Genomic DNA, 15,889 nt, shown 5'->3' on the forward strand with positions numbered 1-15,889 from the left:
CGGGCGGTGAGCCCGGTCCCTGCGTTACGTCCGCCGCGCCCCGGCGTCACGCCCGCTTCGCCGGTGTCGCTTCCCACCCGAACCCGTGCAGAGCCCGCAGGTTGTGCAGCGCCAGCTCGGCCGGGCCCTGCGAGCCGGTCGGCGCGGCGTCGGTCGCCGCCCAGCTCTCCACCGCGACCCGGACGGCGGCACTGGCCACGGCGGCGGTGAAGCGCTGACGCGGGGAGGCGGGAGTCGCGTCGGAGGCGGGGGCGCCGGACACCTCGGGGCCCTCGAGCGGATCGGAGGCGTCGGCAGCAGCAGCGGCGGCGGCTCCATCCGCAGTCCCGGCCCCCGCGAAAGCACCGGCCTCGTCCGAAGTGCCGGGCGTGGCAGGGACGTCGGCGGCTTCCGTGGCGGCCGAGGGCGCGGCCGGCGGGGAGGACGTCCGGCCCTCGGTGGCCGCCGCCCGTTCGGCCAGCACCTCCGCGATCGTGGTCTCCGAGGTGTGGCAGACCTCCGCCCACACCTTCCCGAGGGCGGGGCTCGCGCCGGCCAGCCGGATCAGCGTGCGCACCCATTCCCAGGAGGCCGCCGAGACTCCACGGCCGGTGACGAGGGTGTGCAGCACGGCGTGTTCGAGAGCCTGCGGCACCGGCAGTTCGGCCGGGGCCTCGCGCAGCGCCTTTGCCCAGCGCTCGGCGCCCGCCGAGTAGAGGGGGGCGACCGCCTCCTCCTTCGTGGCGAAGTACCGGTAGAACGTGCGCGGGGCGATGCCCGCGGCCTGGGCGATGTCCTCGGCGCGGGTCGCCTTCAGACCCCGGCTGACGAAAAGGCCGGCCGCCGCCCGGGCAATCTCCATCCGGGTCGCCGCTTTGCGCCGCTCGGTCAGCGAAGCCGAGCCGGCGGAGGGGGTCGAGCTGATCACGTCGGCAGGCTATGCCCATGTGGCACAATCTGCCATTCGGGCGGGCCACCCCGTGGTTCAGGTACGGGGTGCCCCGCCTCTTGACGTGCCCGCGTGCGGAGCATTCGAAGGCCGGCCGTGTGCGCTCGCAACACCCGCACGTCGAAAAGGAGCCGGGCTCCGGCGCCTGGGGGGAGAGGCACCGGAGCCCGGCTCTGGACAGTCCCGGCACCGGGGGGATGTGCGTCGGGACGTGGCTCACTCGCGTAGTGCGAAGTTCTCGGGAAGAGCTACAAGGTCCGGTCGGCCCGAACTCCCGTGCTCAGAAGTCTTTTTCCCCGCTTCCGTCGATTGAAGCGGCGTTCCCGCGCCATGTTCGCGCGGTCCCCGCTCACCCGGCGCACGCGGGCGGAAACCCCACACCACAGCACGCCCGCAGCCTGCCCACGACAGCCGACCGCGCTGGCGCGACCGAAGCGAACCGGCCTCCGCCCGGCCTCCGCCCACGTCACGGCCGATGCGAACCAGCCCGAATCGGCCGGCGCCCTTACCGCCGTCCGTCCGGAACCCGTCGCAATCGCCGGACCGACCGCACCGCAGCCCGTCGCATCCGCCGCACCGCACCGGCGGGGTGCCCGCGCCGTCCACGCCGGCCACCCCCGCCGTGCAGATCCGCAGTGCCGCAGAGGGCCGCACACTCGGCGCGCCCGCCCCGTACAGCGACTCCCGCCCTGCCGGGGGCCGTCAGGGCGGGGGCCGACGACCTGCTACGCCGCTGCCTCGAAGCCCGTGTCGCGGGCCAGCTTCTTCAGTTCCAGCAGAGCGTGCTTCTCGATCTGGCGGATGCGCTCCCTCGTCAGGCCGTGCTCCTTGCCGACCTCGGTCAGAGTGCGCTCCCGGCCGTCGTCGATGCCGTAACGCATCTTGATGATGGAGGCGGTGCGCGGGTCGAGGCGGTCGATCAGGCCGTCCAGTTCCTCGCTGCGCAGCAGGGTGAGGACGGACTGCTCGGGCGAGACCGCGGAGGTGTCCTCCAGCAGGTCGCCGAACTGCGTCTCGCCCTGGTCGTCGACCGACATGTTCAGCGAGACCGGGTCACGGGCCCAGTCCAGCACGTCGGTGACGCGCTCGGGCGTGGAGCCGAGTTCGGCGGCGATCTCGGCCGGCTCCGGGTCACGGCCGTTCTCACGGTTGAACTCGCGCTGTACGCGGCGGATGCGGCCGAGTTCCTCCACCAGGTGGACGGGCAGCCGGATCGTGCGCGACTGGTCCGCTATCGACCGGGTGATGGCCTGACGGATCCACCAGGTCGCGTACGTGGAGAACTTGAAGCCCTTGCGGTAGTCGAACTTCTCGACCGCGCGCACCAGGCCCGCGTTGCCCTCCTGGATGAGGTCGAGGAGGGGAAGCCCGCTGCGGGGGTAGCGGCGGGCGACCGCGACCACCAGGCGCAGGTTGGAACGGATGAATACGTCCTTGGCCCGCTCGCTGTCCGCGACCAGAGCCTCGAGCTCCTCGCGCGAGGCGTCCGCCCTGGACTCCTCCTCGCCGTCGAGGACCTGCTGCGCGAACACGCCGGCCTCGATTATCTGGGACAGCTCGACTTCCTTCGCCGCGTCGAGCAGGGGTGTGCGCGCGATTTCGTCGAGGTACATGCCGACCAGGTCGCGGTCGGCGATTTCGCCGCCATGGGCGCGAACACTGCGGGCCGCGCCGCTCGTCTCGCCGGTGGCGGACTTGCGGCGGGCGACGGCACGGGTTGCCATGCGTGCTCCCTTGCGATGGAGGTTCGGCGGGTGGCCCTTCAGACGCCCGGTCACTCTCGGAACTTGCGACTCTCCTCGTGTGCCCGGCATCTGATGGAAACAACGACTGGAATCAGGACAGAATTCCCAACCCGCACCCCGATTTTGATGATCTTGCAGTACCCTGTCGGACCACGCGAGGAGAGCCGATGTCGTCCGAACGTAAAGAGGTGCAGGTCAGGCCTGGAATCGAGGGTGACCTCGAAGCCCTCACCAGCCTCTACAACCACTACGTACGTGAGACGCCCATCACATTCGACACCGCGGTCTTCAGTCCGGAAGAGCGACGTCCTTGGCTGCTCTCCCACCCTGAAGACGGGCCGTACCGCCTGATGGTTGCCACGGAAACGGACTCACAGGACATCCACGGCGCCTCACAGGCAATCCTGGGTTACGCCACATCCAGCCCCTACCGGCCCAAGGCGGCCTACTCCACGTCGGTGGAGGTGTCGGTCTACGTCGCTCCGGACGCCGGCCGGCGCGGCATCGGCACACTGCTCTACAAGGCGCTCTTCGAAGCGCTCGCGGACCAGGACCTGCACCGCGCGTACGCGGGCATCGCGCAGCCCAACGAAGCGTCCGCGCGGCTGCACGAACAGTTCGGGTTCCGGCACGTCGGCACCTACCGGGAGGTGGGCCGCAAGTTCGGCCGCTACTGGGACGTGGCCTGGTACGAGAAGGAGCTCTGAGCTCCGGCGCGTCGTCGCCGGGCGCGTCGGCAGGACCGGCGGGGGCGCGTCGGCCGACCGGGGGGGTGCGTCGGCCGAGGGGCGCGGCGCGGAGCCCTCAGCCGAACTGCACCGACCGCTTCGCCAGCCCCATCCAGAACCCGTCGATCACGGACTTCTGCGCGTCCAGCTCGCCGGTCACCTCGGCGGTGCCCATGGTCACGAAGAGCGGGGCGAAATGCTCGGTGCGCGGGTGGGCGTACCGGCCGGCCGGGGCCTTGTGGAGGAAGTCGAGCAGACCGTCCCAGTCACGCGTCTCCAGTGCGCGCCGGCCCCAGTCGTCGAACTCCGTGGACCAGGTCGGCACTCCCCCGCCGGGGTGCCGCAGCGCGGCCAGGTTGTGGGTGAAGAAACCGGAGCCGACGATCAGGACCCCCTCGTCACGGAGCGGCGCGAGCTTGCGGCCGATGTCCATGAGCTTCACGGGGTCGAGCGTCGGCATGGAGATCTGCAGGACCGGGATGTCGGCGGCCGGGAACATCTCGACGAGCGGGACGTAGGCGCCGTGGTCGAGGCCGCGGTCGGGGATGTCCTGTACGGGGACGCCCGGAGCGCGCAGCAGCTTGCGCACGCTCTCGGCGAGTTCGGGCGCGCCGGGGGCGTCGTACCTCACCTGGTAGTAGTGCTCGGGGAAGCCCCAGAAGTCGTAGACCAGGGGGACGGGGTCGACGGCGCCGAGGGCGAGCGGGGCCTCCTCCCAGTGGGCGGAGACCATCAGGATCGCCTTGGGGCGGGGCAGCGCGGCCGACCAGGCGGCGAGCTCGCCGGGCCAGACGGGGTCGTCCGCGAGCGGCGGGGCGCCGTGGCTGAGGTAGAGCGCGGGCATGCGTTCCTGGGGGAGGGCGCGCTCCTGAGTTGCGGCGGACATGGCAGCTACTCCTTCCAGGCTTTCGGACCGGGCCGCGGTTCCCGAACGACGCCGATCGCGATGGTTGATTGAAATCTAAAACGTCAACAGCCATAAGCATATTCCCAGATGATTTAAATTTCAAGGAGCGGACGTCTACAGTGGAGTCCATGAAGAAGGCACCCACATCCGTCGACGAGCCGCAGCCGCGCTGGCTCACCGCAGAGGAGCAGCTCGTCTGGCGCTCCTACGTGCACGCCACCACCCTCCTCGAGGACCACATGGACCGGCAGCTGCAACGGGATGCGGGCATGCCGCACGTCTACTACGGGCTCCTGGTCAAGCTCGCCGAGTCCTCCCACCGACGGCTGCGGATGACCGAACTGGCCATGCACGCCAAGATCACCCGCTCCCGCCTCTCCCACGCCGTCGCGCGCCTGGAGAAGAACGGCTGGGTGCGCCGCGAGGACTGCCCCTCCGACAAGCGCGGCCAGTTCGCCGTGCTGACCGAGGCGGGTCTGGACATGCTCAAACGCGCCGCGCCGGGCCATGTCGCCGTCGTGCGCAACGCGCTGTTCGACCGGCTCTCCCCGGAACAGCAGAAGTCCCTCGGCGAGATCATGCAGATCATCGCCGAGGGACTTCAGCCCAACGAAGCGGGTGCGGACCTGCCCTGGCTCCGCTAGTGCCGTGACCCGAGGCGGGTCAGATGCCCCGAGGGGGTCAGTGGACCATCACCGGCACCGCGTCCTCCGCGTCCTTCGACCCCGAGCCCGCGACCGCGCCCATGTCCGGCTTGCCGGCGTTGATGAAGGTCAGGGCGATCGTGGCGGCAGCCACCAGGATGCCGACGGCGAACCAGATGGCGCTCGTGTAGCCGTGCACCATGCCCTCCAGCTGCACCAGCTGCTGCTGGGGCTTGGAGGCGGCGCCGGCGACATGGTCCTTGATGTACGAGGTCGTCGCGGACGCGGCGATGGTGTTCAGCAGGGCGGTGCCGATCGCGCCGCCCACCTGCTGCGAGGTGTTGACCATCGCGGAGGCGACACCGGCGTCGCGCGGCTCGATGCCGTACGTGGCCAGGGACATGGCCGGCATGAACGCCGTACCCATACCGAGGCCGAGCAGCAGCATCGCCGGCATCAGCACGGCCGCGTACGAGGAGCCGATCTCCAGCCGGGTCAGCAGCAGCATGCCGAGGGCGGCGACCAGGAAGCCGGGACCCATCAGCAGACGGGGGGCGACCCGGGTCATCAGACGGGTGCCGATCTGGGTGGAGCCGGTGATCATGCCCGCGATCATCGGGAGGAAGGCGAAACCGGTCTTGACCGGCGTGTAGCCCTTCACGATCTGCAGGTAGTAGGTCAGGAAGAGGAACAGGCCGAACATCGAGATGATCGCGAGGCCGAGGGAGAGGTAGATCCCGCCGCGGTTGCGCTCGGTGATCACGCGCAGCGGCAGCAGCGGGGCCTTGACCTTCGACTCGACGACCACGAAGGCGGCCAGCAGGACGGCTGCCGCGACGAACATGCCGATCGTCACGGAGTCGCTCCAGCCCTCCGACTCGGCGCGGGTGAAGCCGTAGACCAGGGAGACCAGACCGAGGGTGGAGAGGATGACGCCCGGGATGTCGAGCGGCGAACGGTTGCGGCCGCCCTCCGGCTCACGGATGACGAAGTACGCGCCGGCCGCGGCGACGATCGCGAACGGGATGTTCACGAAGAACGTCCAGCGCCAGTCCAGGTACTCGGTGAGGAAACCGCCGAGGATCAGGCCGACGGCGCCGCCGCCACCGGCGATCGCACCGTAGATGCCGAACGCCTTGGCGCGCTCCTTGGCGTCCGTGAACATCACGGCGAGCAGGGAGAGCGCGGCGGGCGCGAGCAGCGCGCCGAACGCGCCCTGGAGTGCGCGGGCGCCGAACATCATCGCCTCGTTGACGGCCGCGCCGCCGAGTGCGGAGGCTGCGGCGAACCCGCCGAGGCCGACGACGAAGGCGCGCTTGCGGCCCCACAGGTCGGCTATGCGGCCGCCGAACAGCAGCAGACCGCCGAAGGCGAGGGCGTAGGCGGTGACGATCCACTGCCGGTTGCCGTCGGAGATGCCCAGGTCCTGCTGGGCGGAGGGCATCGCGATGTTCACGATGGTCGCGTCGAGGACGACCATCAGCTGGGCGAGGGCGATGAAGGCCAGCGCTTTCCAGCGGTTGGCGTCCGGCCCGCCCCCCTTGCCGGGGGCCGGGGCCGAGGCCTTCTGGGCTGTTTCAGACATGGGAATACCCGCTTCGGGACTTCGTGACGGAAAAACGGAAGGATCTGAAGTAAACGGAAGGATCTGAAGTGAAGGGATGAAACGTGATGAAGAGGAGGTGGAGCGACTAGGCGGAATCTCTGCACTGACGTTCGGTCGCCCGCTTGTGTGACGGCCGGCCGGTGACGAGTTCTCGGTGGTGCGTGTTCGGTGTTGACTGCTGCGGTACGGGAAACCCATCGGTCAGGACCAGCCGCTCAGGACTGGCGCAGGTCCTCCATGGTCACGGCCGCTCCCGGCAGCACCGAGGGGGCGGGGGCCCGCAGTCCGTCCAGGAACAGTTGCAGGTGGCGATGGAGGAAGCGGTCGGCGCTCGGGCAGGCCGTGCCGGCCGGGGGCCGGCTGAGCTGGGCCACCGCGATCATCACGTCCCCCACGCCGACGTCGGGCCTGAGCTGCCCGGCCGCCCTCGCGCGGTCCATGACCTCCTCGATGATCCGCTCGCACCGTTCGCGGGCGGCCTCGAGGTCGGGGTGGTGCTCGTCGAAGGCGGTGGAGACCATCGGGCACAGCGCGCCGATCCGCTCGTCGGCGGAGACGTGCACGAAGCGCTCCAGCGCCTCGAACGCGTCGCCGGTCTCGGCGAGGGCGGTCCGTCCGGCCCGGACCGTACGGTCCAGCACCGAGCAGACGACCTCGCGGACCAGCGCGTCCCGGTCGGGGAAGTTGCGGTACACCGTGGCGTTGCCCACGCCGGCCCGGCGGGCGATCTCGTCGAGCGGCACGTCGGGGCCGAACTCGGTGAACATCTCGCGGGCGGCGGAGACGATCCGCTCCCGGTTGCGCAGGGCGTCGGCGCGAGGCCGGGTCGCCTTGCGCTCTGCGGGGATCGCGGTCGCGGTCTGCACGGCGTACTCCTGTCTGAGGCTCGTGTGACGCGTGATGCGTCACGGACGTCTGTGGCTGCGATCCGGGGAGCGAATCCCCGTTTCAGTCGGACACCTGGCTAAACGGGGACGGCGTCCCCGGTTATTTCCCGGATCCGGAAGTTTTCGATGTGACCTGGACCACAGCCCCGTCCGCACCTCGCCGTACCAGCTGGTAACCCACGATCGGTCTCTTCCAGCGCGCGCCCGCGTGCGCCCTCAAAGAGGGTGATCAGGAGGCGATCAGGACGCAGCCGGTGACCGGTGGGCTGCCCGGAGCGAAAGGCCCCCCATGCAGCCGCAGCCCGCGGGCACTGCCCGGGACCTTCGCCGCCGGATACGCACGCGCCGTACCGCCGCACTCGCCTCCGTCACCGTCCTGACGCTCGCCCTCAGCTCGTCCGCCGGCAGCGGACACCTCGCCCCGGATCCCGGCTCGACGACGGCCGGCGCCGGCCCTCTCACCGTGGCCCGCACCGCCGCCCTCGCCCCCTGCATGATCAACGGGGGCGCGTCCGTCCAGATGTCCGAAGGCCTGCCCACCGCAGGCGGCTACTCCCGCTCCACCGGCGTCGTCCGCGCCCTCACCCTCATGATCGACTTCTCCGACGCGCCCGGCCGGGGCAGCGCCCTGAGCCGCTACCGCGAGTTCTTCCCGCAGACCGAGCAGTGGTTCCGCACGGCCTCCTACGGGCGTCTCGACTACCGCGCCGAGACGCCCGTCCGACGCTGGCTGCGCATGCCCAAGTCGTTCCACGCGTACGGCATAGAGCGCGGCGCGCCGTTCGAACCCGGCTACCGCGAACTCGTCCAGGACATCGTGGGCGCCGCAGACCCGGCGGTGGACTTCCGCGACTACAACCTCCTGAACGTGCTGATCACCCCGAACGCGGGCCCCTCCGCGCTGGACACGGTCCTGTCGGTGACGTTCGCCGGGAACGCGGAGGCGCCGGTCGCCGACGGGGTGTCGGTGGCGAACGCCTCCTTCGTGTACTCCCGCCAGGACGACGGCTCCGGCTCCTACGACCGGACCGGCTACCGGGTCCTGCCCCATGAGAACGGCCATGTCTTCGGCCTTCCCGACCTCTACACCCAGGAGGGCGGCGGGGCCGTCGGCCACTGGGACATCATGAGCGAGGACTGGGGGGCCAACAACGACCTGCTCGGCTGGCACAAGTGGAAACTGGGCTGGCTGGACGCCGCCCAGATCTCCTGCGCGGCGACACCCGGCACGAGGGAGTACCGGCTGACGCCCCTCGCGCGCGCGGGCGGCCCGAAACTCGTCTTCGTCCCGCTCACCGACCGCACCGGGTACGCCGTCGAGACACGCGCGCGCGGCGGGAACGACGAGGCGGTGTGCCGCCCGGGCGTCCTCATCTACAAGGTGAACGCCGACGTCGACACCGGCATGGGCCCGGTGACGGTCTACGACTCCCGCCCCGACAGCGGTGGCTGCACCCGCAGCCCCAACGTCCACGCCGAGCTCTCCGACGCGCCCTTCACCGCGGGCGAGACCTTCGAGGACCCGAAGAAGGGCATCCGGATCTCGGTCACGGAGGCGGACCCCGGGGACGGATACCGGGTGCGGGTGACCCGACGGTAGAGGCCCCGGGTGACTCGGGCCGGTGCGGGGACGGCCCCGGGCTACCGTAGGGCGGCAACCGCAAGGGCAGCGGACAGGCTGCCGACGCCACACCCCGTACCGCCCGTATCGGAGAACCCACCGCATGCCCGCGACCAGGACGCCAGTGCCCGCTCCGCCGCCCGGGTCCGCCGCGCCCGTCCCGCCTCAGGAGGCCACCGCGCCCGCTCCGGCGGAGGCGGTCACGCCGCTGATCCGCGGGGTCGCCGTGCTGCGGCAACTGACCGGCGCGGGCGGCACGGCGAGTCCGAGCGAACTGGAGCGGAGCACCGGTCTGGCGCGTTCGACGGTCGACCGGATCGTCGCGACCCTCGCCCGCATGGGATACGTCCGCCTCGACGGCCGGGACGCCGTGCTGGCCCCCCGCGTCATGGAGCTGGGCAATGCCTATCTGGCCGCCCTGCGCCTGCCCGCGCTGCTGTCGTCCCACGCGGACGCCCTGGCCGACGAACTCGACGAGTCGGTGTCCCTGGCGGTCGCCGACGGCAGCGGCATCCGCTTCGTCCACCAGGCGACCCGCCGCCGCGCGATGTCCCTGAGCTTCCGCATCGGCGACCTGCTGCCGGCCGAACGCACCGCGCCGGGACCGCTGTTCGCCACCGAGTGGACCGACGAGGAGTGGCGGGCCTGGCGCGCCCGCCGCACGGCGGACCCGGACGACCGCGCCTTCCCGGCCGTCCCGCCACCGCCCCCCGCGCTCTCGGACGACGACGGCTTCGCCCGCCGGACGGCCCTTGCCGCGGACGAGGACTGCGCCCTGGACGACCAGCTGATCGAAGCGGGCCTGGTGGCCGTGTCCGTCCCGGTCCGCGACCCGCGCAGCGGACGGATCGCGTGCGTGGCGAGCGTCGTCAGCCACACGAGCCGGCACACGGCGGCGGATCTGCGCGCCACCCTGCTCCCACGGCTGCGGGCGGCCGTCGCGGCGATGGAGGACGAGCTGCGCCGGGCGCCGGCCGCCGAGTCCGGCCCGCCGCCCGCGGGGCTGGCCGTCTGGACGGGGGCGTCCAAGCAAGAACTGGGCCGCGAGTTCATCGAGTCCCTCGCCCGGGGCCTGACCGTCCTGACGGCGTTCGGCGAGGGCAGGGCCGAACTCACCCTCACCGACGTCGCGAAGGCGACGGGGCTCGCACGGGCGACGGTCCGCCGGGCGCTGATCACCTACGAACACCTGGGCCTGGTGACGCCGTCCACTCCCCGCACGTTCGCCCTCACCCCACGGGTGCTCGCCCTCGGCTTCCCGCCGCTCTCCCGCACCTCGCTCCCCCGCATCGCGGCTCCGCACATGGCGGCACTGGCGGGCGACATCCGGGAGACGACGTCGCTGGCGGTGCTGACCGAGTCGCGCGAGGAGATCCGGTACACGGCCCGCACCGCCGCGAGCCACGTCATGAGCGTGGACGTCGGCGTCGGCACACGGCTCCCCGCCCACACGACGTCGATGGGCCGGGTGCTGCTGGCCGCGCCCAGCGACCCCGCCTCGGCGTACGCCCTGGCGGACGAGGAACTCGAACAGGGGGTGCGCGCGATCGCCGTCCCGATCCGCGACCGTGCGGGCGTCACGGTCGCCGCCCTGAACGCGGCCACGCATGTCGCCCGCCGTACGGCCGAGGAATGCGTGCGGGACATCCTCCCGGCCCTGCGGTCGACGGCCTCACGCATCGAGGCCGACCTCCACACGGCAGCCCGTTTCACCCACGTCCCGCTGACCTGACAGCCCTCTCCGCTTCCGATCCGCTCCACTCCGAGCCGCTCCACTCCGAGTCGATTGCCTGCCTCCGAGCGGCTTGCCTGCCTCCGGTCCGATCGCTTCGAGCCGCTTGCCTGCCTCCGGTCCGTTTGCCGGCCTCCGGTCCATCCCCTCCGATCCCCACCGATCTGCTCCAGTCCGCTTCGGTCCGCTCGAAACCGCTCCGGTCCGCTCGAAACCGCTTCGATCGGCTCCTCGGCAGGAACGACGGCTCGCGACAGCGATCGAACCGGTTCGACGAAACTAACACCGGAGAAACCGGCCGACAACAGTCCCGACGTCGATCCCGAGGCCCGTCCCCACGTCGATCCCGAGGCCCGTCCCGAGGCATCCCGGAGTCGATTCCCCTCCCGGCGGGGCCGGCCACCCACCGGGACGACAGCGTTTCGCCCGGCGCATCCCCCTGGCCCGGCGGCGGGCGGGTACGCGCACCCCCGGGTCAGGCCGCACATCCGCTCCCACCGACGTTTCCGGGGCGTTACGAGAAATCCGGCGCGAGGCGTTGACACCCGTCCGGGTTGCTCCTACCTTCACTTCACGCGAACCGGTTCGACGATCGGCCACCCGGCCTATGTTGTTCCCCGGAACAGTCGAACCGGTTCGATCGATCCCGGCAAGGAGTCCCGTGAACATCGGTGAGATCGCCAAGCGGGCCGGTGTCTCGCGGAGCACCGTGTCGTACGCCCTCAGCGGGAAGCGTCCCGTGTCCGGGGAGACCCGCGACAAGATCCAGCGGGTCATCGACGAGCTGGGCTACCAGCCCAACGCGAGTGCGCGGGCCCTGGCCAACGGCCGGACCAACACCATCGGTCTGGTCTTCCCGCCCGCCGGCAACCACTACACCGGCATGCAGCTGGACTTCATCGGCAGCGTGACGGAGGCCGCCGCGGCCCACGACTACGACGTGCTGCTCTCGCCGAGCGGCATGGACAGCGACCGCTCGTTCCAGCGTCTGCTGGGCGAACGGCGGGTCGACGGCGCGATCCTGATGGAGATCCGGCTGGAGGACGACCGGCTCGACCATCTCACCGCGCTGGACTTCCCCTCCGTCGCCATCGGCCGCACCGCCCATCCGCAGGGCAGTTGGTGGGTGGGCCTGGACCACACGGCACTGGCGGCGGCCTGCGTGCACCACCTCGCGGACCTGGGCCATCGCAGGGTCGCCTTCGTCAACCGGCCGGAGCAACTGCTGCGGGCCGGCTACGAATCGGCCCACCGGGGCCTCGACGGGTTCACCAAGGCCGCGGCGGAACGCGGCCTCACCGTCAGGACGTACTGCTGCGGGGACGACGCCGCCTCGGGCCTCGCCTGCCTGGAGCGGATCCTGCACGACGACCCCGCCACCACGGCGCTGGTCACGCTGAACGAGGCCGCGCTCGGCGGCCTCTACCGAGGGCTGGCGCAGGCCGGCCGCCATGTGCCGCGCGACTTCTCCGTCACCGGGGTCGTGGCCGGAAGGTGGGCGGAGACGGTGACCCCGCAGCTCACCGCGGCCGACGTGCCGGCGGAGCAGATGGGCCGCCTCGCCGTCGACCTGCTCGTCGAACGGCTCGACCATCCCGACACACCGGCCCGGCACCACCTCCTCGCCCCGCCGATCTCGCTGCGGGCCAGCACCGCACCCGCCGGCGCCACTCCCGCGGTAGCCACTCCCGCCGAGCCGGGAGCGGACCCCGCAGCCTCCACGCACCCCTAGCCGTCACCGGGGCGCCTGCCCCAACTTCCGTTCCGTTCCGTTCCCTTCCCCCTCCTCCCTTCCCGCCCGCCTCCACCTTCCGTGCCGTCCGACGGCCGACCGCACAACTCACCGCCCCGGTTAGGCGAACCCGGCGGCCCTCGATCACCCCTCTCCCGGCACACCCGTGCCGCTTTCACGGCACACCCACGTCTGTGCCGGTCCCCCCGGGCACATCCGTGCCGATCCCAGGGCACTCCCGTGCCGAAACCCTTGAGGACACGTCATGAACAGATCCGCCGGACGGCGTCTCACCGCCGCAGTCCTGACCGTCGTCGCCGTCACCGCCGGCGCCACCGCGTGCTCCTCCGGAGCGAGCGGAACGTCCACGAAGGCCTCGGACGGCGGCACGTTCACCATCTGGGACCCCTACCCCCAGTTCGACAAGAGCTCGGCGTGGGCGAAGTTGCTGGACGGCTGCGGCACCGAGGCCGGCGTGAAGGTCAAGCGGACCGCGTTCGACACCGGTGACCTCACGAACAAGGCGCTGCTGGCGGCGCAGCAGGGCAACTCCGCGGACGTCCTGATCGTCGACAACCCGGTGGTGTCGACCCTGGCGGAGGCGGGCGTGCTGACCTCCACGGACGACACCGAGCTGGACGTCTCGAAGGTCGACCACAACCTGCTCGCGGCCGGCCAGTCGGGCGGGAAGACGTACGGCACGCCCATCGGCGCCAACACCCTCGCCCTCTACTACAACAAGGCGGTCCTGAAGGCGGCCGGGGTGGACATCTCGTCCGTCAAGGACTGGAAGTCGCTGACGGCGGCGCTGGCGAAGGTCAAGGGAGCGGGCAAGAAGGGCATCACGTTCTCCGCGATCGGCACGGAGGAGGGCAGCTTCCAGTTCCTTCCCTGGTACTGGGGCTCCGGAGCCCAGCTGACCGCGCTCGACTCCGACAAGGCGGTCTCCGCGCTGTCCCTGTGGAAGGGCTGGCTGGACAAGGGCTACGCCCCCAACTCGGTGATCAACAACACCCAGACGACCAGCTGGCAGGAGTTCGCGACCGGCGACTACGCCTTCGCCGAGAACGGCACCTGGCAGCTCGGCAACGCCGACAAGGCCGGCCTCGACTACGGAGTCATCCCCGTCCCCGCCGCCACCGGAGGCGACGCCGCGGCCCCGACCGGCGGTGAGTTCGTCAGCATCCCGGTGCAGGACGACACCGGCCGCTACGCCACCACGCAGAAGCTCGTGTCCTGCCTGACCAACGCCCAGAACCTGCTCGAGACCGACACCACGCTGTCCTACGTGGCGCCCACGGCCGAGGTCCAGGACAAGCAGGTCGCGGCGAACCCGAAGCTCAAGCCCTGGGTCGACGCCGTCAAGGCCGCCAAGGGACGCACCAGTGACGACCTGGGCACCAAGTACCCCAAGATCTCCGAGCAGTTGTGGAAGGCCGTGCAGTCCGCCCTGAGCGGGTCCGCGTCACCGAAGGACGCGCTGACCGCAGCCCAGTCCGCCGCCAAGTGACCAGGACCTCGGCCAGCCGATGAAGCACACGACAACGTCGCCGGACCGCCGGCCGGTGCGCGACCGGAACGGGGCGGCGACCGCCGCCCCGCCCCCGGGCCGCACCCCGGCCCGGCGCCGTCCCGCCTCCCCGCAGTGGACCGCCTGGGCGTTCCTCACCCCGGTGACCCTCTACCTCGTCCTCTTCTACGCCTACCCTCTCTACCGAAACATCGACCTGAGCCTGCGCCACTACACCGTCCGTTCCTTCGTCCGGGGCGACGCGCCGTTCACGGGCCTGGCCAACTACCGGGCGGTCTTCGACGACCCGACGTTCGCTCCGGCCCTGCTGCACACCGTGGTGTTCACCGCCGTGTGCCTGGTCTTCCAGTACGCGATCGGCCTGGCGCTCGCCGTCTTCTTCAACCAGCACTTCCGGCTCTCCGCCACCCTGCGCGCGCTGTTCCTGGTGCCGTGGCTGCTGCCGCTCATCGTGTCGGCGTCGACCTGGTCGTGGATGCTGAACAGCGACTCCGGCATCGTCAACGCCGCCCTGCACGCCGTCGGGATCGGTCCGGTGCACTGGCTGACCTCGCCGTCCTGGTCGCTGGCCTCGGTGATCATCGCGAACATCTGGATCGGCGTCCCGTTCAACCTGGTCGTGCTCTACAGCGGTCTGCAGTCCATCCCCGCCGGGCTGTACGAGGCGGCCGCGCTCGACGGAGCGAACGCCTGGCAGCGCTTCTGGCGCATCACGTTCCCCCTGCTGCGGCCGGTGTCCGCGATCACCCTGCTGCTGGGCCTCGTCTACACGCTCAAGGTCTTCGACATCATCTGGATCATGACGAAGGGCGGCCCGGCCGACTCGTCCACCACCTTCGCCACCTGGTCCTACCAGCTCGGCTTCGGCAACCTGCTGCCCTCCTTCGGCCCCGGAGCGGCCGTCGGCAACCTGCTGGTCGTCGCCGCCCTGGTCTTCGGTCTGATCCACGTCCGGGTCCAGCGAAAGCAGGCACTGTCATGACACACGCACGGACGGTCCCGGACCGTCGTCGCCGCACCTGGGTGAAGACGGCCGTCGGCCTGCTGCTGACCGCGGTCATGCTCTTCCCGGTCTACTGGATGCTCAACGTCTCCTTCACCCGCGACCAGGACATGCGCAAGAGCCCGCCGGACCTGTTCCCCGCCCACCCGACCCTGGAGGGCTACCGGGCCGTCGTCGACCAGCAACTGCCCTACCTCGGCACCAGCCTCGTCATCGGCCTCGGCACGGTGGCCCTGACCGTGGCGCTGGCCGCGCCCGCCGGCTACGCGCTGGCCAAACTGCGCCCGCGCGGCCGCGGCATCCTCAACTTCGTCCTGCTGGCCGCCCAGATGATCCCCGGCATCATCATGGCGATGGGCTTCTACGCCATCTACCTGCAACTCGGCATGCTCCAGTCGGTACCCGGCCTGATCGTCGCCGACTCGACGCTGGCCGTCCCGTTCGCCGTCCTCATCTTCACCGCGTTCATGTCCGGCATCCCCGGCGAGCTGCTGCAGGCCGCGAAGACGGACGGCGCCGGGCCGCTGCGCACCTTCTGGGCGATCGTCCTGCCGATGAGCCGCAACTCCGTCGTCACGGTGTCGCTGTTCGCCTTCCTGTGGTCCTGGTCCGACTTCGTCTTCGCCAGCACCCTCGCGGGCGGCGGCGCCCACGAGCCGATCACCCTCGGCATCTACCACTACATCGGCAACAACAACCAGCAGTGGAACGCCATCATGGCCACCGCCGTCGTGGCGTCGCTGCCGGCCGCGGTCATCCTCGTCCTGGCCCAGCGGTACGTCGCCGCCGGCGTGACCGCCGGCGCCGTCAAGGACTGACACCGGC

Annotated in this window: 13 protein-coding genes; 8 read left to right on the forward strand and 5 right to left on the reverse strand. The window is 71.0% G+C overall.

Features of this window, described 5'->3' with window-relative positions; translation table 11 throughout:
- Nucleotides 1-46: 46 nt before the first annotated feature.
- Together QF032_RS17210 and QF032_RS17215 are read right to left on the reverse strand one after the other, a co-directional pair.
- Nucleotides 47-841, reverse strand: coding sequence for a TetR family transcriptional regulator (locus tag QF032_RS17210; protein ID WP_307050143.1), 795 nt, complete (start codon nucleotides 839-841; stop codon nucleotides 47-49).
- Between the two features lie 812 nt (nucleotides 842-1,653).
- On the reverse strand, nucleotides 1,654-2,652 hold the full coding sequence (locus QF032_RS17215; protein WP_306951573.1) for a sigma-70 family RNA polymerase sigma factor: 999 nt from the start codon (nucleotides 2,650-2,652) through the stop codon (nucleotides 1,654-1,656).
- A 188-nt stretch (nucleotides 2,653-2,840) separates the two neighbouring features.
- On the opposite strand from QF032_RS17215, the gene QF032_RS17220 reads away from it, so the two are divergent.
- On the forward strand, nucleotides 2,841-3,380 hold the full coding sequence (locus QF032_RS17220) for a GNAT family N-acetyltransferase (RefSeq protein ID WP_307056452.1): 540 nt from the start codon (nucleotides 2,841-2,843) through the stop codon (nucleotides 3,378-3,380).
- 97 nt (nucleotides 3,381-3,477) lie between these two features.
- Here the strand turns inward: QF032_RS17220 and QF032_RS17225 are convergent, their stop codons facing one another.
- The gene (locus QF032_RS17225; protein ID WP_307043716.1) at nucleotides 3,478-4,287 is read right to left on the reverse strand and encodes a dioxygenase family protein; all 810 of its coding nucleotides are present in this window, start codon (nucleotides 4,285-4,287) and stop codon (nucleotides 3,478-3,480) included.
- Nucleotides 4,288-4,436: 149 nt separating this feature from the next.
- Between QF032_RS17225 and QF032_RS17230 the strand changes: the two genes are divergently transcribed.
- Nucleotides 4,437-4,952 (forward strand): MarR family winged helix-turn-helix transcriptional regulator, encoded by a 516-nt coding sequence (locus tag QF032_RS17230; protein WP_307043718.1) that lies wholly within the window; start codon nucleotides 4,437-4,439, stop codon nucleotides 4,950-4,952.
- A gap of 37 nt (nucleotides 4,953-4,989) precedes the next feature.
- Here the strand turns inward: QF032_RS17230 and QF032_RS17235 are convergent, their stop codons facing one another.
- Together QF032_RS17235 and QF032_RS17240 are read right to left on the reverse strand one after the other, a co-directional pair.
- Nucleotides 4,990-6,537 (reverse strand): MFS transporter, encoded by a 1,548-nt coding sequence (locus QF032_RS17235; RefSeq protein ID WP_307043720.1) that lies wholly within the window; start codon nucleotides 6,535-6,537, stop codon nucleotides 4,990-4,992.
- A 236-nt stretch (nucleotides 6,538-6,773) separates the two neighbouring features.
- Nucleotides 6,774-7,424, reverse strand: a complete 651-nt coding sequence (locus QF032_RS17240) for a TetR/AcrR family transcriptional regulator (RefSeq protein WP_307043722.1) — start codon at nucleotides 7,422-7,424, stop codon at nucleotides 6,774-6,776.
- Between the two features lie 310 nt (nucleotides 7,425-7,734).
- On the opposite strand from QF032_RS17240, the gene QF032_RS17245 reads away from it, so the two are divergent.
- The 6 genes from QF032_RS17245 to QF032_RS17270 all read left to right on the forward strand — a co-directional run bounded on the left by QF032_RS17245 (nucleotide 7,735) and on the right by QF032_RS17270 (nucleotide 15,882).
- The gene (locus QF032_RS17245) at nucleotides 7,735-9,045 is read left to right on the forward strand and encodes a M6 family metalloprotease domain-containing protein (RefSeq protein WP_307056454.1); all 1,311 of its coding nucleotides are present in this window, start codon (nucleotides 7,735-7,737) and stop codon (nucleotides 9,043-9,045) included.
- Between the two features lie 124 nt (nucleotides 9,046-9,169).
- Nucleotides 9,170-10,798 (forward strand): IclR family transcriptional regulator domain-containing protein, encoded by a 1,629-nt coding sequence (locus tag QF032_RS17250; protein ID WP_307056457.1) that lies wholly within the window; start codon nucleotides 9,170-9,172, stop codon nucleotides 10,796-10,798.
- Nucleotides 10,799-11,459: 661 nt separating this feature from the next.
- Nucleotides 11,460-12,530 (forward strand): LacI family DNA-binding transcriptional regulator, encoded by a 1,071-nt coding sequence (locus QF032_RS17255; protein ID WP_307043728.1) that lies wholly within the window; start codon nucleotides 11,460-11,462, stop codon nucleotides 12,528-12,530.
- A 265-nt stretch (nucleotides 12,531-12,795) separates the two neighbouring features.
- Nucleotides 12,796-14,040 carry a sugar ABC transporter substrate-binding protein gene (locus QF032_RS17260; RefSeq protein ID WP_307043730.1) on the forward strand — a complete coding sequence of 415 codons (1,245 nt, stop codon included), beginning with the start codon at nucleotides 12,796-12,798 and terminating at the stop codon, nucleotides 14,038-14,040.
- A gap of 19 nt (nucleotides 14,041-14,059) precedes the next feature.
- Nucleotides 14,060-15,043 (forward strand): carbohydrate ABC transporter permease, encoded by a 984-nt coding sequence (locus QF032_RS17265; protein WP_307043731.1) that lies wholly within the window; start codon nucleotides 14,060-14,062, stop codon nucleotides 15,041-15,043.
- Nucleotides 15,040-15,882: a carbohydrate ABC transporter permease gene (locus QF032_RS17270; RefSeq protein ID WP_307043733.1), complete on the forward strand. Its 843-nt coding sequence runs from the start codon at nucleotides 15,040-15,042 to the stop codon at nucleotides 15,880-15,882. The genes QF032_RS17265 and QF032_RS17270 overlap by 4 nt, the downstream gene beginning before the upstream one ends.
- Nucleotides 15,883-15,889: the final 7 nt, after the last annotated feature.

This window comes from Streptomyces achromogenes, from assembly GCF_030816715.1.
GTDB lineage: Bacteria > Actinomycetota > Actinomycetes > Streptomycetales > Streptomycetaceae > Streptomyces > Streptomyces achromogenes_A.